16 protein-coding genes are annotated in these 17,459 nt (G+C 72.9%); 8 read left to right on the forward strand and 8 right to left on the reverse strand.

Features of this window, described 5'->3' with window-relative positions; all coding sequences use genetic code 11:
- The first annotated feature begins 21 nt into the window (after positions 1–21).
- The 4 genes from ACFWN3_RS15110 to ACFWN3_RS15125 are packed head-to-tail and all read left to right on the forward strand — an operon-like array spanning position 22 to position 3,447.
- A complete protein-coding gene (locus tag ACFWN3_RS15110) occupies positions 22–513 on the forward strand; it encodes a hypothetical protein (protein ID WP_377640946.1) in 492 nt (163 codons plus the stop codon).
- Positions 510–1,571, forward strand: coding sequence for a DUF2332 domain-containing protein (locus tag ACFWN3_RS15115; protein ID WP_377640948.1), 1,062 nt, complete (start codon positions 510–512; stop codon positions 1,569–1,571). Before ACFWN3_RS15110 ends, ACFWN3_RS15115 begins: the two co-directional genes overlap by 4 nt.
- On the forward strand, positions 1,568–2,578 hold the full coding sequence (locus ACFWN3_RS15120) for a serine hydrolase (protein ID WP_377640950.1): 1,011 nt from the start codon (positions 1,568–1,570) through the stop codon (positions 2,576–2,578). Before ACFWN3_RS15115 ends, ACFWN3_RS15120 begins: the two co-directional genes overlap by 4 nt.
- Positions 2,575–3,447 carry a serine hydrolase gene (locus ACFWN3_RS15125; protein ID WP_377640952.1) on the forward strand — a complete coding sequence of 291 codons (873 nt, stop codon included), beginning with the start codon at positions 2,575–2,577 and terminating at the stop codon, positions 3,445–3,447. The genes ACFWN3_RS15120 and ACFWN3_RS15125 overlap by 4 nt, the downstream gene beginning before the upstream one ends.
- Before the next feature lie 22 nt (positions 3,448–3,469).
- On the opposite strand, the gene glpK is transcribed toward ACFWN3_RS15125, so the two are convergent.
- On the reverse strand, positions 3,470–4,984 hold the full coding sequence (gene glpK / locus ACFWN3_RS15130; RefSeq protein ID WP_377640954.1) for a glycerol kinase GlpK: 1,515 nt from the start codon (positions 4,982–4,984) through the stop codon (positions 3,470–3,472).
- A 267-nt stretch (positions 4,985–5,251) separates the two neighbouring features.
- Between glpK and ACFWN3_RS15135 the strand changes: the two genes are divergently transcribed.
- Complete coding sequence (locus ACFWN3_RS15135; protein ID WP_377640956.1) at positions 5,252–6,178, forward strand: type IV toxin-antitoxin system AbiEi family antitoxin domain-containing protein; 927 nt, start codon at positions 5,252–5,254, stop codon at positions 6,176–6,178.
- A 180-nt stretch (positions 6,179–6,358) separates the two neighbouring features.
- Positions 6,359–6,898 carry a MaoC family dehydratase gene (locus ACFWN3_RS15140; protein ID WP_377640957.1) on the forward strand — a complete coding sequence of 180 codons (540 nt, stop codon included), beginning with the start codon at positions 6,359–6,361 and terminating at the stop codon, positions 6,896–6,898.
- 12 nt (positions 6,899–6,910) lie between these two features.
- Here ACFWN3_RS15140 and ACFWN3_RS15145 read toward each other — a convergent pair whose 3' ends face one another.
- Positions 6,911–8,023 carry a hypothetical protein gene (locus ACFWN3_RS15145; RefSeq protein ID WP_377640959.1) on the reverse strand — a complete coding sequence of 371 codons (1,113 nt, stop codon included), beginning with the start codon at positions 8,021–8,023 and terminating at the stop codon, positions 6,911–6,913.
- Positions 8,020–8,616 carry a SigE family RNA polymerase sigma factor gene (locus ACFWN3_RS15150; RefSeq protein ID WP_377640961.1) on the reverse strand — a complete coding sequence of 199 codons (597 nt, stop codon included), beginning with the start codon at positions 8,614–8,616 and terminating at the stop codon, positions 8,020–8,022. Before ACFWN3_RS15150 ends, ACFWN3_RS15145 begins: the two co-directional genes overlap by 4 nt.
- A 100-nt stretch (positions 8,617–8,716) precedes the next feature.
- On the opposite strand from ACFWN3_RS15150, the gene ACFWN3_RS15155 reads away from it, so the two are divergent.
- Both ACFWN3_RS15155 and ACFWN3_RS15160 read left to right on the forward strand, forming a co-directional pair.
- Positions 8,717–9,565, forward strand: a complete 849-nt coding sequence (locus ACFWN3_RS15155; protein ID WP_377640963.1) for a PHP domain-containing protein — start codon at positions 8,717–8,719, stop codon at positions 9,563–9,565.
- Complete coding sequence (locus ACFWN3_RS15160; protein WP_377640964.1) at positions 9,562–10,176, forward strand: MarC family protein; 615 nt, start codon at positions 9,562–9,564, stop codon at positions 10,174–10,176. Before ACFWN3_RS15155 ends, ACFWN3_RS15160 begins: the two co-directional genes overlap by 4 nt.
- A gap of 31 nt (positions 10,177–10,207) precedes the next feature.
- Here the strand turns inward: ACFWN3_RS15160 and ACFWN3_RS15165 are convergent, their stop codons facing one another.
- The 5 genes from ACFWN3_RS15165 to ACFWN3_RS15185 all read right to left on the reverse strand — a co-directional run bounded on the left by ACFWN3_RS15165 (position 10,208) and on the right by ACFWN3_RS15185 (position 17,405).
- On the reverse strand, positions 10,208–11,164 hold the full coding sequence (locus ACFWN3_RS15165) for an electron transfer flavoprotein subunit alpha/FixB family protein (RefSeq protein WP_377640966.1): 957 nt from the start codon (positions 11,162–11,164) through the stop codon (positions 10,208–10,210).
- Positions 11,161–11,934: an electron transfer flavoprotein subunit beta/FixA family protein gene (locus tag ACFWN3_RS15170; RefSeq protein WP_377640968.1), complete on the reverse strand. Its 774-nt coding sequence runs from the start codon at positions 11,932–11,934 to the stop codon at positions 11,161–11,163. Before ACFWN3_RS15170 ends, ACFWN3_RS15165 begins: the two co-directional genes overlap by 4 nt.
- Positions 11,931–14,456, reverse strand: coding sequence for an FAD-dependent oxidoreductase (locus ACFWN3_RS15175; RefSeq protein ID WP_377640969.1), 2,526 nt, complete (start codon positions 14,454–14,456; stop codon positions 11,931–11,933). The genes ACFWN3_RS15170 and ACFWN3_RS15175 overlap by 4 nt, the downstream gene beginning before the upstream one ends.
- A gap of 169 nt (positions 14,457–14,625) precedes the next feature.
- Positions 14,626–16,242 (reverse strand): BCCT family transporter, encoded by a 1,617-nt coding sequence (locus ACFWN3_RS15180; RefSeq protein ID WP_377640971.1) that lies wholly within the window; start codon positions 16,240–16,242, stop codon positions 14,626–14,628.
- 164 nt (positions 16,243–16,406) lie between these two features.
- Entirely contained in the window at positions 16,407–17,405 is a 999-nt protein-coding gene (locus tag ACFWN3_RS15185; protein WP_377640972.1) for an ABC transporter substrate-binding protein, read from the reverse strand.
- Positions 17,406–17,459: the final 54 nt, after the last annotated feature.

The raw sequence follows: 17,459 nt of genomic DNA on the forward strand, positions 1-17,459 counted from the left end.
GGGTCTTGGGAAGGTGGAGGGATGGGCAGGCACACCGCACCGCGCCGCCGGGGACCCCTCGTGGTCACCGGTGCGGCCGCAGGACTCCTGACCGCGACCGGCCTCGTCGTGGGTTTCTCCCCCGAGCTCGGCACCCACGCCCTGGACCGGCCTCCGACGCTGCGGGCCGCTCCGGAGCCCTCGTCCGTCGCCGTGACGACACCGGCGACCCCCGCGCCCACGCCGAGCGAGGACGCCACCCGCGCCCGCACCGATGAGGGCACCGCCTCGCGGGGCACCCCGCGCGGCGCCGCCCCGACGGTCACCCCCGACGCCGGCGAGACCCCGGGGACCTCCGAGGCCCCGGCCCCCACGACGTCGCCGACCTCGAAGGGCAGGGGGACGCCGGCACCCGCGAGCACCCGCAAGCCCGGCCGGCCCACCCCCTCGCCCTCGCCGTCGAGCACCGCGACGTCGACCGACGACGACGGCCGGCTCGGGGGCCTGCTGTCCGGGGTCCCGATCCTGCCGTGAGCGCCGTCGCGGGCGCCGAGGCGGGCGGGGCCGCCGGGAGCGGCGAGACGCTCGCCGACCTGCTGCGCGCGCACTTCGGCCACCGCGACCACCTCTACGGCGTCCTCCTCGCCGAGATGGCCGACGACTGGGAGGTCGGCGGGCTCACCCACGAGCTCCTCGAGGGCTGGGAGGACGCGCCCGCCCGCCAGTTCCCGCAGCTGCGCCTCCTCGCCGGGCTGTTCCGCATCGTCCTGCGGGGAGACGCGCCACAGCTCGTGGGCTTCTACCCCTGCCTCGGTGGCGACCACGACCCGGAGGAGGCCTGGGCGGCCGTGCGCCCCCTCATGGCCGCGCACGTCGACGAGCTCCGCGAGTCCCTGCGCGAGGCGCCGCAGACGAACGAGCCCGCGCGCACCGTCGGCCTCCTCGTCGGGCTGGCCGAGGCGGTCCGGCGCTCCGGGCTGCACCGGGTCCGCCTCCTCGAGCCCGGGGCGTCGGCGGGGCTGGGGCTCCTCGTCGACCGGTACCGGTTCGTCGGTGACGGCTGGGCTGCCGGACCCGAGGCGTCCCCGTTCGTCGTCGAGGGCTGCGGCGCACCGGGGTTCGAGCCCGAGCCGTTCGAGGTCGTCGAGCGGCGCGGCTGCGACGTCGCGCCCGTCGACCCCACGACGCCCGAGGGAGCGGCCTACCTCACGTCGTTCGTCTGGCCCTGGCACCTCGAGCGCCACGAACGGCTGGCCGGCGCCCTCGCCGTCGCCCGCGAGGTGGCGGCGCCCCTCGACCGGGCGGCCGCCTCGGCCTGGGTAGCCCAGCAGCTGGCGCGGCCGGTCGACGACGGCGTCCTCACCGTCGTGTGGCACTCGGTGACCCGCATGTACTGGCCGGCCGAGGAGACCGCCGCGATGGAGGCCGCGGTCGCCGAGGCGCGGGCCCGGGTGCCACTGGCGCACATCAGCCTCGAGCACCCGTTGCCGGAGGGGCCCGGGGCGCCCGTCGGCATGCCCCAGGTGGCCGTCGACGGCGTCGTGGTCGCCGAGACCGACCACCACGGGCCGCCCGTACGCTGGACCCGATGACCGAGCCACCCCGTCCCCGCGACCCGCGACGCCGCGCCGACCTCCACCGGCAGCGCCGGCCCTCGCCCGCCGTCATCGCCCGGCGCCGCCTCGTCGTCGGAGGCGGCGCCCTCCTCGGTCTCGGGGCGCTCGGGGTGGGCGTCCGCGAGCTCGTCACCGACGACGCCCCCGCAACGGGGGCCGCCCGGGCGACGCCCTCGTCGAGCGCGTCGCCCTCCGCCACCGCCTCGGTCGCCGCCTCTGCCTCGCCGTCGCCGTCACCCTCGGTCGTCGCCGCGGGGGAGCGCACGCTCGTCGAGGCCCCCCGGCTCGCGGGACGGCTCGACGACTACCTCGACGGTCGCGGTGGCACGCTCGGCCTCCAGCTCGTCGACCTCGAGCGTGGTCAGGTCTTCCGCTTCCGGGCGAAGGAGGGCCTGTGCTACTCGACGATCAAGGTCCTCATCCTCACGACCGTGCTGCGGCTGGGGCAGGAGGACGGCAAGCAGCTGACCGAGCGCCAGCGCGAGCTCGCCGAGCGGATGATCACCCGCAGCGACAACGCCGCCACCGAGACGCTGCTCGCCCAGGTCGGCCGCGCCGAGGTGAAGCGGGTCGCCGGTCTCGTCGGGATGAAGGACACCGAGATCGACGCGGGCTGGTGGGGCCACTGGCGGACCGTGCCGGGCGACCTCGACACCATGGTGTCGGCGGTGCTGTCCGACGACACCGTCCTCGACGGCGCACGCCGGGCGACCGTGCGGTTCATGATGGCCGACGTCGTCGACGAGCAGCGCTGGGGTGTCTTCGCCCCCGAGGAGAAGGACGTCCACGTCGCGGGCAAGAACGGCTGGGGCCCGCTGCCCGACGGCTACCACCTCAACTCCACCGGCTGGGTCAGCGGCGAGGGTCGCGAGTACGTCCTCGGCATCCTGTCGACGAGCCCTCGCGGCTTCCGCCACGGCCGTGAGACGATCTCGTCCGTCGCGCGTCTGTGCCACGACGCGCTCGGGGAGGAGCTGGCATGACGAACGTGACCGACGGGGTCCACGGCCTGCGCGGGCCGGGCCGGCGCGAGCTCGTCGTCGGGGGGTCGGCGGGCCTGGCGCTCGGCGCCCTCGGAGCCCTGGGCCTGGCGGCGCCGTCGGCGCGGGCCGCGGGGGTCGACACCCGGGCGCAGCTGACGGCGGCCCTCGACCAGTACATGGCCACGCGCGCCGGGGCGGCCGGTCTCACCGTCCGCGACAACCGCGACGGGTCGTACTTCCACTGGCGGCCCCGAACCCAGCAGACGCACAGCACGATCAAGGTGCTCATCCTCATCACGACGCTCAAGATCGCGCAGGACCGCGGCCGGGCGCTGACCTCGACGCAGAAGTCGCTCGCGTCGCGGATGATCCGCTTCTCCGACAACGACGCGACGAACACCCTCCTCACCCAGGCCACCCTCCGGCGGTGCCGCATCGTCGCCGACCAGCTGGGGATGTCCAGCACCGTCGTCCTCGGGGGGACCTCGTTCCGGTCGAGCTCGTGGTGGGGGCACTCGACCTCGACGACCCGCGACCTCGTGCAGATGATGAACCAGGTCGTCCTCGGCACCTACCTGTCGCCCGGTCGTCGCGCGTACGTCCGCGAGCTGATGGCGAACGTGACGTCGACCCAGACGTGGGGCCTCGGCGACGGGCTGCCGAGCGACGTCCACGTCGAGCTGAAGAACGGGTGGGGCCCGCGGTCCGACGGCTACCGGCTCAACGGCGTCGGGTTCGTCTCGGGTCGTGGCCGCAGCTACCAGATGTCGTTCCTGTCGCGGTCGTCGAACGGGTACTCCTACGGCCAGACGACCGTGAACCGGTTGTCGCGCATCGTGTTCGACGCGCTCGACGTCCCGCTGCGCTGAGTCCGCCCCTGCCGTACCGGACCTACTCGACGTCCACCCAGTCGAGGGTGCGCTCGACGGCCTTGCGCCAGCCGGCGTAGCCGTCGCGGCGCTGCTCCTCGCTCCAGCGCGGCTCCCAGCGCTCGTCCTCCGACCACTTGGCGCGCAGCTCGTCGGTGTCCTGCCAGAACCCGGTCGCGAGGCCGGCGGCGTAGGCGGCGCCCAGGGCCGTGGTCTCGGGGACGGTGGGCTTGGAGACGGGGACCCCGAGGACGTCGGCCTGCAGCTGCATGCAGAGCCGGTTCGCCGTGATGCCGCCGTCGACCTTGAGGCAGGTGAGCGCGACGCCCGAGTCGGCCGCCATCGCGTCGACGACGTCGCGGGACTGGTAGCAGATCGCCTCGAGGGTGGCCCGGGCCAGGTGGGCGTTGGTGTTGAAGCGGCTGAGCCCGACGATGGCGCCGCGGGCGTCGCTGCGCCAGTAGGGGGCGAACAGGCCGCTGAACGCGGGGACGAAGTAGACGCCGCCGGTGTCCTCGACCGACGCGGCGAGGGTCTCGACCTCCGAGGCGCCGCTGATGATGCCGAGCTGGTCGCGCAGCCACTGCACCGCGCTGCCCGTGACGGCGATCGAGCCCTCGAGGGCGTAGACGGGCCTGGCGTCGCCGAGCTGGTAGGCGACCGTGGTGAGCAGGCCGTTCGTGCTGCGGACGAGCTCCTCGCCGGTGTTGAGGAGGAGGAAGTTGCCCGTGCCGTAGGTGTTCTTGGCCTCGCCCACCTCGAAGCAGACCTGTCCCACCGTGGCGGCCTGCTGGTCGCCGAGGACGCCGGCGATCGGGACGGACGTGCGGCCGCGGCCGGCGACGGTGGCGCCGAAGGCCTCGGGGTGGCTGCTCGGGTGGATGCTCGGGAGCATCCGGCGGGGGATGTCGAAGAAGCCGAGGAGCTCGTCGTCCCAGTCGAGGGTCGTGAGGTCCATGAGCATCGTGCGGCTGGCGTTCGTGACGTCGGTGACGTGCAGCCCGCCGTCGGGGCCGCCCGTGAGGTTCCAGACGACCCAGGTGTCGGGCGTGCCGAAGAGGGCGTCGCCGCGCTCGGCGGCCGCGCGCACCCCCTCGACGTTCTCGAGGATCCACTGGACCTTGCCGGCCGAGAAGTAGGTCGCCGGGGGGAGCCCGGCCGTGTGGCGGATGACGTCGCCGCGGCCGTCGGCGTCGAGGGCCTTGGCGATGGAGTCGGTGCGGGTGTCCTGCCAGACGACGGCGTTGTAGTAGGGGCGGCCGGTGCGACGGTCCCACACGATCGCGGTCTCGCGCTGGTTCGTGATGCCGATGGCGTGCAGGTCGGCCCCGGTCAGGCCCGCGGTCGTGAGGGCGCTCCCGATGACGGTCTGGGTGCGGTCCCAGATCTCGAGCGGGTTGTGCTCGACCCAGCCGGCGCGGGGGAGGACCTGCTCGTGCTCGAGCTGGTGGCTCGCGACGGGGAGCCCGTCGTGGTCGAACACGATGAACCGCGTGCTCGTCGTCCCCTGGTCGACCGCGCCGATGAAGTCACCCATGACCCGCAGCCTAGGCGCGCCGCCGAAGCGCCCGACACCCCGAGAGCCGCTGCCGGAGTGAAGGCGGGGGATCCGCCCGCGCCCCCTCACTGCCGAATGTCACCGAACCTCCGGTTTGGCGCCCGATATCGGGTGACATTCGCGGAGGTTCGGTGGCATTGGGCCGGCTCCGGGGGTGGTCATCCACAGGCTGCCTGTCGGTGCCGGTGCGTCCACAGGCGCGGGTTCGTCAGCGACGGCGTGCCCCCGAGCCCGCAGGCTCTGGACATGGACGACCGCCTCCGCACCCTCGCCGCCTCCTTGGGCGGGATCTTCTGCTCGGGCGACGCACACCAGGTGGGCGTCGACGACCAGGAGGTCGACCGGCTCGTCCAGCGCGGCGAGGTCGTCCGTGTCCGCCGTGGCACCTTCATCGTCAGCGACGCCCTGCGCCGGGTGTCGCCCGAACAGGCCTTCGCGCTGAGGGTCAAGGCCGTGCTCCGGGCGCGAGGCACGGAGGTCGCCGCCAGCCACCAGGCGGCCCTGGCGCTGCACGGGCTGCCGCTCCATCGGGTCGACCTCGGCACCATCGACCTCGTGGCCGACGTCCCTCGGCATCGCACGAAGGCCGGCGTCACGACCCATCCTGACGGCGGGGTCAGGGTCGAGGAGGTCGATGGCTGGCGAGCCGTCGGTGTCAGCACGGCCCTCGTGCAGGTCGCCGCGACGAGCGGGGCGGCGTCCGGAGTCGTGGCGATGGATGCAGCGCTGCTCCGGCGACAGTGCTCGTTGCCCGAGCTGGGGCACGCCGCCGCATCGTTGCCCCTGCGGTACGGCCGTGCAGCCCGGCAGGCCGTCGCGATGGTCGACGCGGCGTGCGAGTCGGTGGGAGAGACCCTCACGCGGTTGCTCCTCGTCGACCTCGGGCTCGCCGTGCGGTCACAGGTGGCGGTCCGCGACGCCCTGGGCGAGTTCGTCGGGCGCGTCGACTTCCTCGTCGAAGGCCTGGTGGTCGTCGAGTTCGACGGGGCGGTGAAGTACGGCGGCGCCGACGGTCGTGAGGCGCTGGTCGCCGAGAAGCGGCGAGAGTCCCGGCTCGTCGAGCTGGGGTTCGAGGTCGTCCGCCTGGTGTGGTCCGACCTCGACGACCCGGCCGAGGTGTTCCGGCGGATCCGTGCGGCCCTTGCTCGAGCGGCCCTCCGTCGCCCGGCCTGATCGGCGATCGGACGGCCGAATGTCACCGAACCTCCGCCCGTGTCACCCGATATCGGGCGACAAGCCGGAGGTTCGGTGACCGTCGAGCCGGGGTGTGGGGAAGGGCACGCTGCGGGGCGTTCACGGGGGCGGGGTCGGCGCGGGAGGATGGCAGCCAGTCGTCGATCGAAGGAGTGACACGTGCAGTTCGGGCGGAGCTACGAGGAGTTCGAGGTCGGGGCCACCTACAAGCACTGGCCGGGCAAGACGGTCACCGAGTACGACGACCACCTGTTCTGCCTGCTGACGATGAACCACCACCCCCTGCACCTCGACGCCCACTACGCCGAGGAGACCACGCAGTTCGGGCGCAACGTCGTCGTCGGCAACTACGTCTACTCCCTCCTGCTCGGGATGTCGGTCGCCGACGTCAGCGGCAAGGCGATCGCCAACCTCGAGGTCGAGAGCCTGCGCCACGTGGCCCCGACCTTCCACGGCGACACCCTCTACGGCGAGACGACCGTCCTCGACAAGCGCGAGAGCACGAGCAAGGACGACCGGGGCGTGGTCCACGTCGAGACGATCGGCTACAACCAGGACGGGAAGGTCGTCTGCGTCTTCCGGCGCAAGGTCATGGTCCCGAAGCAGTCCTACCTCGACGCCCGCGGCGGCGAGCAGCCCGGACGCCCGACGCCGGCGCCCGACCGCAACTGGCCGGGCACCGGCGCCACCCCCTCCTGAGAATGCGGCGCGTCAGGGCCGCTCGGTGACGACGCGGCCACCGGGCTCGGTCCACGTCACCGAGGAGTAGCCCGACCCGGGCGCGCTCCTCGTGGCCGTGAACGTGGCCCAGAGGACCGACCGGTCGGAGCCGGGCAGGTCGACCACCGTCGGCGGCTCGGTCACGGTCGTCCCCGCGACGGGGGCCATGGCGCCGGGGGTCGTCCCGTCGGGGACGACCGCCACGAACAGGCCGGTGAGCGCCCCGGTCTCGCCGCGGGCCATCGAGATGACGGGGCGGCCCGAGCTGTTCCTCGAGGCGTCCAGGGTCATCGCCGAGCCACCGCCCTCGCGGGCGAAGGTCCCCATCCGGTCGAACGACGGGGCGACGTAGACCGTGGTGTCGTCGGCGTCGCCGAGCGAGACCGAGGGGACGAGGGCCCCGGACTCGTCGTGCACCGAGCCGTCGGCCCCCCACCACAGGACGTGGCTGACGGCGGCGGCCTCGGCGGCGTCCGAGAAGCGGGTGCCGAAGGCCTTACGACCGGTACCGGGGACGACCTCCTCGACGGAGGTCGACATGCCACCGCCCTCGTCGGTGATCGGCGTGACGAGGCTGATCGCCCGGGCCTGCTCGGGGACGAGCCCGACGACGACGTGCGACCCCTCGCCGGTCGTGCCCCACGTCGCGCCGAGCGGGTCGACGCCGTCGAGGCTGGAGCCGCCGAGCATCCGGCGGGACCCGTCGTCGGCGACGTCCCAGAAGACGAGGTCGGGGCGGGCCGTCGGGTCGACCGTGACCGCGACCCGGCGAGGGCCGGGGATCGGCAGGGTGTCACCCGTCGTGCTGTCCGACAGGTCGCTGAAGGTGTCGAGGACCGCGGTCACCGCGCCCCGCGTCGCCGTCGAGCCGGCAGGGGTCGAGGTGCGGTCGACACCGGTCCCGAGGGCCGAGTACCCGACGAGGCCGACGACGACCGTGGCCGCCGCGACCGACGCCCCGGCCGCGATCCGGCGGCGGCGCACCGCCCGCCGTCCGTGTCCGAGGACGAGCGAGGGGTCGAGGTCGAGGTACGCGCCGTCCTGGGCGGTCGTCGCGTCGTGGAGCGCGGAGCGCAGGCGCTCCTCCATGAGGTCGGGGGTCATCGGACGCCTCCTTCGATGGCGGTGGTGGCGGTGGTGGTGGCCGTGCCGGCGGTTGCCGGGCCAGCGTGGCCGGCGGTGCTCCCGGAGGCGGTCCCGGCGGTGGTGAGCTCGGCGCGCAGGGCCGCCAGGCCCCGTGACGCGGTCGACTTCACCGTGCCGACGGACAGGTTGAGCAGGTCGGCGACCGCCTGCTCGGAGAGGTCGACGTAGTACCGGAGGACGACGACGCGCCGCTGCTGCTCGGGCAGCCGGGCCAGCAGGCGCACGACGGCGTCGCGGTCGTCGGACCCGGCCGTGGCCGACGCCGAGGACGACGCCGCCTCGGGCAGCTCGGACACGGCGACCTCGGCGCCGTGGCGGCGCCACCGGTCGGTGCGCTCGTTGACGAGGACGCGCCGGGCGTAGGCGAGCGCCGAGTCGGAGCGCACCCGGGGCCAGGCGACGTAGGTCCGCACGAGCGCGGCCTGGACGAGGTCGTGGGCCGCGTGGTGGTCGCCCGTCAGCAGCCACGCCGTGCGCAGGAGCGACGGCGAGGCCGACTCGACGAAGGCCGTGAACGCCACGTCGCGTTCGCTCTTGCCGGTTGTGCTCATCTCGCCCCCCGGTTCTGGTCGGTCACACCCTGCACTACGCGAGGACCGCCGGAAAGGTTGCTCGCCGGGAGGCGCGAGTTCCGACCACTACGCTGGCGAGGTGCCGATCGACCTCCACACGCACTCCACGGCGAGCGACGGGACCGAGGCTCCCGCGGTCGTCATGGAGCGGGCCGCCGAGGCGGGGCTCGACACCGTCGCGCTCACCGACCACGACACGACGATCGGCTGGGACGACGCCGCGAGCGCGGCCCGGCGCCTGGGCCTCACCCTCGTCCCCGGCATCGAGGTGTCGTGCGCCCGCGGGTGGCAGAGCATCCACCTCCTCGCGTACCTGCCCGACCCGACGCACCCCGACCTCGCCGACGAGCTCGAGCAGGCCCGTACCTCGAGGGACACCCGCCTCGACCGGATGGTCGCGCGGATGGCGGCCGACGGCCTCCCCGTCACCGTCGAGTCGGTCCGCGACGAGGTCGAGCCGGGAGCCACGGCGGGCCGGCCGCACATCGCCGACGCCCTCGTGCGCGCCGGCGTCGTCGCCCACCGCGACGAGGCGTTCGCGACGGTCCTCGGCAACGACAGCCCGTACTACGTCTCGCACTACGCCCCCGACCCCGTCCGGGCCGTCGAGGTCGTCCGGGCCGCCGGGGGAGCGGCGGTCGTCGCGCACGCGTGGTCGGCCACCCGGGGACGGGTCGTCGCCGACGAGGTCATCGAGGAGATGGTCGACGCGGGGCTCACCGGGCTCGAGGTGCACCACCGCGACCACACGCCCGAGGCCGTGCGCCACCTCACCGACCTGGCCGCCGCCCTCGGCCTCGTCGTCACCGGCTCGAGCGACTACCACGGCGAGGGCAAGCTCAACCGGCTCGGGGAGTTCACGACCGACCCCGACGTGCTCGCCGCCCTCGAGGACGTGGCGTCCGGGACGCCGGTGGTCCGGCCGTGAGCTGGTTCGACGTCGCCCTGTTCACCTCGACCTTCGTCACCCTCATCGTCATCCTCGACCCGCCCGGCGCGATCCCGATCTTCCTCGCGCTCACCGGTCCCCTGCCCCCCGCGCAGAAGGCGGCCGCGGCCCGGCGGGCCTCGCTCGTCGCGCTCGGGGTCATCGCCTCGTTCGCCGTCTTCGGCCAGCGGATCCTCGACTACCTGCACATCTCGCTGCCGGCGCTCCAGGCGTCCGGAGGCCTGCTGCTGCTCATCGTCGCGCTCCAGCTGCTCACCGGCGCGGAGTCCGAGCAGCACGCCGACGCCGGCGTCAACGTCGCGCTCGTCCCGCTCGGCACACCCCTCCTGGCCGGCCCGGGCGCCATCGTCGCGACGATGCTCGCCGTCCAGGGCGCCGACGGCGTCGGAGGGGTGGTCGCCGTCGGGACGGCCCTCGTCGCAGCCCTGCTCGTCGTCTTCCTCACCTTCCGGTTCGCGTCGCCGCTCGCCAGGGTGCTCAAGGACAGCGGCATCGTGCTGCTGAGCCGGATCGCCGGCCTGCTGCTCTCGGCGATCGCCGTGCAGATGGTGGCCGACGCGGTCCGCGCGTTCGCCGCCGGGGAGGGATGACGACGAACGCGCGGCCCGGTCTCGGTCGGTCTCAGCCGAGCTCGTCGAGGACGGCCGGCAGGACCTCGTGCATGTCGCCGATGACGGCGTAGTCGGCCTTGGTGACCATCGGGGCGTCGGGGTCGGTGTTGACGGCGATGATCGTCTTGCTCGACGCGCAGCCGGCCCAGTGCTGGATGGCGCCCGAGATGCCGCACGCGATGTAGAGGTCGGGCGCGATCCGTGAGCCGGTCTGGCCGACCTGCTCGTGGTGCGGACGCCAGCCGAGCGAGGTGACGACGCGCGAGACGCCCACCGCGCCGCCGAGGCGCGCCGCGAGCGCCTCGACCCCGGAGAACCCGTCGGGGCCGCCCGCGCCGCGCCCACCACCGACGACGACCCGCGCCGACGTCAGCCCGGAGGAGTCGCCCGACTCGCGGTTCTCGGTGCGCACGACCTGGGCCCTCAGGTCCTTGGGGTCGACGGTGACGGTGAGCGGCGAGACGGTGGCGGCGCCGGGGGAGACCGCGGCCGACGGCTCGACCGCGTGTCCGGCCATCGACATCAGTCGCACGCGGCTGTCGACCGACGCGCGCTCGAGCGCCGCACCGCCGACGACCTGGCGCTGCACGACGAGGGGGCTGAGCGACTCGACGGCGACGACGTTGGCCGCCATCCGCAGGTTGCGCCGGGCGGCGACGTGCGCGAGGACCTCGTTGCCACGGCCCGTGCCCGGGGCGACGACGAGGTCGGCGCGGGCGGCGCGCCCCGCGGTCTCGACGACGGCGGCCCACGCGGCCGCGGCGTAGCGCTCGAGGGCGGGGTCGTCGGCCGTGTGGACGACGGCCACCCCGGCCTCCGCGCAGTCGGCGACGACGGCCGGGGGCGCGGACCCGACGACGACGGCGTGGAGGTCGCCGGCGCCGAGACTGCGGGCGAAGGTCAGGGCCTCACGGGAGACGAGCGAGGTGGCGCCCTCCTCGACCTCGACGAGGACGAGCACGCTCATCGCGACACCACCCCCAGCTCGCGCAGCACCCCGGCGAGGGCCGGCGCGGCGGCGGCCCCCTCACCGAGGACCGTGACCTGGCTCGGCGGGGCCTCGGGCACCGTGAGCGCCTGCCGCCCGGAGCCGGTCAGGCCCCCGGCCCAGGCGATGGTCTCGACGACGGCCTTCTTGGCGCGCATCCGGCCCATGACGCTCGGGTAGCGCGGGCTGACCCCGCCTTCGAGGACGGTGGCGACGGCCGGCAGCTCGACGTCGAAGACCTCGGTGCCGTCGGGCCCCTCCCCGCGCAGCTCGGCCCGACCGTCCGCGACCGAGACGGTCTGGATGCCGGCCACGACGGGACGGTCGAGCGCGTAGGCGAGCCGGACCCCCACCTGGAAGTCGCCGGTGTCGGCGGCGTCGTTGCCCAGGAGGACGAGGTCGTAGGTCGTCCCCGCCTCCGCGCGGACCCGGACGGCCTGGGCGATGGCGTCGGCGACGTCGGCCGGGCCGAGCAGGTCGGCGTCGGCCTCGACGAGGATCCCGTCGGTGGCGCCGACCGCGAGGGCGCCGCGCAGCTGCTCGACGCTGTCCTCGGAGCCGACCGACAGGACGGTCACGGTCCCGGCGGACTCCTCGGCGAGCGCGACCGCGAGGGCGACGGCGGCCTCCTCGTGGGCACTCGTCGTGTAGCCGGCGAAGCGGCCGTCGACGCGCAGCCCGTCGTCGGTGAGGACGACCTCGCCGGTGGGGTCGGGGACCCGCTTGACGCAGACGAGGACGGTGGTCACGCGAGCCCCCGGATGCGGGCGTTCTCGGGGTCGAAGAGCGGTGTGGCGTCGGCCGCGGCGACCGTCACGGGGTAGAGCTCCTCCATGTACGACACGGCGAGCTGCGTCCCGACGACGGCCTGCTCCGGCGGGAGGAAGGCCATGAGGACGTGCTTGCCCAGGCTCGGTGCGGACCCCGCGGTCGTGACGTACGGGTGGTGGCCGTGGCCGTCGGTGAGGATGCCGCCGTCACGGGTGAGGATCGGCTCGCCGCCCAGCATGTAGCGCCTGACGCCGCTCGCGGACGTGTGGTCGTCGACGGTGAGCGAGCACAGGACCGCCTTCGGCGCCTCGGCGGCCTGCGCGACGACGGCCTCCTTGCCGATGAAGTCCTGGTCCTTCCACCTCGCCCGGGACATGCCGGTCTCCATGAGGGTGCGCTCGCTGTCGAGCTCGGCGCCGTACGCGCGGTAGCCCTTCTCGATGCGGCCGGTCGTGCCGTAGACGCCGATGCCGACCGGGACCATGCCGAGCGGCGTGCCGACCTCGAGGAGGCGGGCCCACAGGGCGGCGCCGGACTCCATCGGGACGTAGAGCTCCCAGCCGTACTCGCCGACGTAGGAGATCCGCGACGCGAGGACGTGCAGCGACCCCACCTCGATCTCGCGGCAGGTGCCGAACGGGAATCCCGCGTGGGAGACGTCGGTGGTGGTGACCGCCGACAGGATGTCGCGGGCCTTCGGGCCCCACACGCCGATGGTCGTCCAGGCCGACGTGAGGTCGACGACGACGGCGCCCCCGTCCGCGGGCATCCGGTCGGAGAACCACTTCTTGTCGGCCATCCCGTGGGCGCCGCCGGTGACGACGCGGAAGCGGTCGTGGGCCAGGCGCATCACGGTGAGGTCGGAGCGGAAGCCGCCCGTCTCGTCGAGCACCGGCGTGTAGACGACCCGTCCGATCCGCACGTCGGCCTGGGCGACGATGATCCGCTGCACGGCCTCGAGCGCCGTCGGCCCGACGACGTCGAAGAGGACGAACGCCGACAGGTCGACCAGGCCGGCGGTCTCGCGCATCTGGAGGTGCTCGGCGTTGATGACCGGGCTCCACCAGCGGGCGTCCCACTCGTGCTCGCGCGGCATCGTGGCCTCGGGGCCGAACTTCTCGACCAGGCCCGCGTTGCTCTCGTACCAGAACGGCCGCTCCCAGCCCGCGGTCTCGTAGAAGACGGCGCCGAGCTCGGACTGCGACGCGTGCATCGGCGCCAGGCGCACGTTGCGGTTGCTCTCGTACTGCTCCGCGGGGTGGACGATCCCGTAGGTCTTCTGGAACGACTCGGAGGTGCGGGCCTTCACGTGGGCGCGCGTCCTCTGGTGCGGGTGGAAGCGGGCGATGTCGGAGTGGCCGAGGTCGATCTCGGGGTTGCCGTGCGTCATCCACTCGGCGACGGCGCGGGCGGTGCCCGGACCCTCCTTGATCCACACGGCGGCGGCGGACCAGAGGCCCTTGACCTCGGGCGTCTCGCCGAGGACCGGGTAGCCGTCGGGCGTGAGGGACAGCAGGCCGTTGATGGCGTAGCGGATCTCGGCGCGCTCGTCGCCGAGGAGCTCGGGCATCAGCTCGAGGGCCTGCTCGAGCTGCGGGTCGAAGTCGTCCTCGGTGAAGGGCAGCTCGGTGGGCGAGAGCTTGCTCTGCTCGATCGAGGGGATGTCCTCGGGGTCCCAGAGGATGGCGCGGTGGGCGTAGGAGCCGACCTCCATGTCGGACCCGTGCTGGCGCTCGTAGCAGAAGGTGTCCATGTCCCGCACGATCGGGAAGCTGATCTCGCCCGGCTTCTCGGCGAGGACCTCGCACGGCCCGACCGAGATCATCTGGTGCACGGCGGGGGTCAGCGGGATGGCGGCGCCGGCCATCCGCGCGATCTTCGGGCTCCACACGCCGCACGCGATGACGACCGTCTCGGCCTCGATGCGGCCCTGGTTGGTCTCGACCGCGCGGATCCGCCCGTCGACGACCTCCATGCCGGTGACCTCGACGTTGGGGACGGTGGTCAGCGCCCCGCGCTCGATGGCGCGCTCGCGCATGATCGTGCCGGCCCGCAGGCTGTCGACGACGCCGACGGTCGGGAACCAGGCGGCGCCGATGATGACGTCCTTGTCGAGGAAGGGGACCTTCTCGGCGACCTGCTCGGGGGTGACGAGCTCGGCGGGGATGCCCCACGCCTTGGCGCTGCTCATCCGGCGGCGCAGCTCCTCCATCCGCTCCTCGGTGCGCGCGACCTCGAAGCCGCCGGACTCGGTGAAGACGCCGAGCTCCTTGTACTGGCGCACCGAGTCCAGGGTGATGTCGGCGAACTCGCGCGAGTGGTCGACGGGGAAGATGAAGTTGCTCGCGTGGCCGGTCGACCCGCCGGGGTTGGGCAGGGGCCCCTTGTCGAGCTGGACGATGTCGGTCCAGCCGAGCTCGGCGAGGTGGTACGCGAGCGAGTTCCCGACGATGCCGGCGCCGATGACGACGCACCGGGCGGAGGCGGGGAGTGAGGCCATCGGTGGTTCCTTTCCGGCGGCGTCCATGGTGCGTGATACGCAACCCGACGCTCGATGTGCAACGCAGGCCCCAGTCTGGCAGAACCACGGGGCAGTGCCAACACCCCGCCCACGCGCGCCGCCCGGGTCCGGAGGGGCCGGACCCGGGCGGCGCGCAGGAGCGTCGCGCTCAGCCCTGGTCGGAGGGCGTGCGCTCGCGCTGGTGCTCGATGACGGTCCGGCGCAGCGGGCCGCGCAGGGTCGACTCGAACTTCTCCTGGCGCAGCGACTTCAGCAGCGAGACGCACAGGCCGATGAGGACGATGAGGAAGGGGAAGCCGACGATGATGACGCCGGTCTGCAGCGCCGACAGGCCGTCGGCGAACAGGAGGACCACGGCGACCGCGCCGGTCGCGACGCCCCAGAAGACGACGAGCCCGCGCTGGGGCTCCTCGTCCCCGCGCTGGCTGAGCATCCCCATGACGATCGAGGCCGAGTCGGCGCCGGTGATGAAGAAGATCGCGATGAGGAACACCGCGAGCACCACCGTGACCGTCGCGAGCGGGTAGGACCGCAGCGTCTCGAACAGCGTCGTCTCCAGGCCCGCGTCGACGAGGGCCTTCATGTCCTTGCCCTGGGTCAGCTGCAGGTCGAAGGCCGCGCCGCCGAGGATCGAGAACCACACGAACGACACGAGCGAGGGGATCGCGATGACGAACACGACGAACTGGCGGATCGTGCGGCCCTTGGAGATGCGGGCGATGAACATCCCGACGAAGGGGGTCCACGACACCCACCAGGCCCAGTAGAAGATCGTCCAGCCGTTGAGCCACTCGCTGCCGCCGAAGACGCCGGTGCGGAAGCTCATCGTCGGCAGGTGGGTGAGGTAGCCGCCGATCGACTCGGTGAAGGTCCCCATGATGAAGACCGTGGGGCCGACGACGAAGAGGAAGAACACGAGCAGCGCCGCGGCGACGGCGTTGGCGTTGGAGAGCCACTTGATGCCCTTGTCGATGCCGCTGACGGCCGAGATGACGAAGCACAGGGTCAGCACGGCGATGACGATCGCCGCGGCGGTCGTGCCGTAGCCGTCGTTGCCGAAGACGTTGGCGAGGCCACCGGTGATCTGCAGCGCCCCCAGGCCCAGCGAGGTCGCCGAGCCGAAGAGCGTCGCGAGGATCGCGAGGATGTCGATCGCGCGACCCGTGGGCCCGTCGACGCGGTCACCGAGCAGCGGGCGGAACGCGGCGCTGATGAGGTTGCCGCCGCCCTTGCGGTAGGCGAAGTAGGCGATGGCCAGGCCGATGACGGCGTACATCGACCACGGGTGGAAGCCCCAGTGGAAGAAGGTGTACTCCATCGCGAGGTGGGCCGCCTCCTCGCTGCCGGGGGCCGCCATGTCCATCGGCGGGGTGTTGAGGTGGGTGAGCGGCTCGGCGACGCCGTAGAACATCAGGCCGATGCCCATGCCCGTCGCGAACATCATCGACACCCACGAGAACGTCGAGAACTCCGGCTCGGAGTCGTCGGGGCCGAGCTTGATGTTCCCGTAGCGGGTCACGGCGAGGAAGACGCTGAAGAGGAGGAACGCCCCGCTCGTGAGGACGAAGAACCACCCGAAGTTCGTCGTGATCCAGCCCAGGATCGAGCCGCCGGTCTCCCCGAAGCCCTCGCTGTCGAGCGCGCCGTAGAGGAGGAAGACGAGCGCGAGGCCGGCGGCGACGCCGAACACCACCTTGTCCATGCCCTGACGGGGTGGTCGTCCCTGCCGGCCCTGCTCGAGGTCGTCGTGCACGGATGTCGCCATGTGCTGCCCCTTCGTTGCGCTGAGAGAATCCGTGTGCGCATTGCACAACACGGAGTGTGACGGAGGCCACACGGCGGCGTCAACGACCCGGACCTCGGGCCCGGCGCACGACGAGGGCCGCGGACCCCCGGTGGCGGGGGGCCGCGGCCCAGGTGTCGTGGCGGTCAGGCGACCCAGGCGTCGACCTTGGCCTTGTTCTCCTCGATCCACTTCTTGGCGGCGTCCTCCGGCGACATCTTGTCGACGGCGATGTACTTCGCCACGGTGTTCTGGTCCTCGTTCGACCACTCGAACTTCTTGACGAAGGCGACCCCGGCGTCGTCGGCCTGACCGGCCCACGTCGTCGAGAGGATCTTCTTCAGGACGGTGTCGGGGTAGTCGCACGCGACCTTGGCGGGGTCGTCCTGGCAGCCGTCGGTGTACGGCGGCAGCTTGACGGCCTGGAGCGGGACGTCGGCGAAGAGGTACTGCGGCTCCCAGAAGTAGCCGATGAGCCACTCCTTGTTCGCCTCGGCCTTCTTGAACGCCTCGAGCGAGGCGGCCTCGCCGCCGGAGAACACGACCTGGAAGTCCAGGCCGAGGTTCTTGATGATCGCCTCGTCGAACTGCACGTACGAGGGGTCGGAGCCGAGGAACTGGCCCTTGCCGCCGGACTCGGAGGTCTTGAACTTGTCGGCGTACTTGTTGAGGTTCTTGTAGTCGAGGACGTCGGGGTTCTCCTTGGCCAGCCACGGCGGGACGTACCAGTGGATGATGCCCTTGTTGCCGTTCGGGCCGCCGTCCATGGCCGAGCCGTCACCGCCCTTGTCCTTGAAGAACTTCTTCTCGAGGTCGGGGTGGCCCCAGTCCTCGATGACGACGTCGACCTCGCCGGTGCCGAAGCCCTGCCAGGAGACGTCCTCCTTGAGCTCCTTGTAGGTGACCTCGCAGCCGAGCCGCGACTTGGCGACCTCGCCGACGACGTAGGCGCTCGCCTCGTAGCTGACCCACGGGTTGACCGCCATGTTGATGGTGCCGCAGTTCTTGCTCGCGGCCGAGCTGGCCTGCGCCTTGTTCGACTCGGTCTGGGCGCCGATCTCTCCGCTGCCGCACGCCGCCGTGGCGAGCGCGACGGCGGCGACCGCGGCGGCGGACGTCAGCGTCCTGTACTTCATCCTCTGCATGTGCGCTCCTGGAACTGGTTGGGGTGGGGTGGGGTGGTGCGGGCAGGGATCCGT

The sequence above is a fragment of the Oryzobacter terrae genome (assembly GCF_042756445.1).
In the GTDB taxonomy this organism is placed as follows: domain Bacteria; phylum Actinomycetota; class Actinomycetes; order Actinomycetales; family Dermatophilaceae; genus Oryzobacter; species Oryzobacter terrae.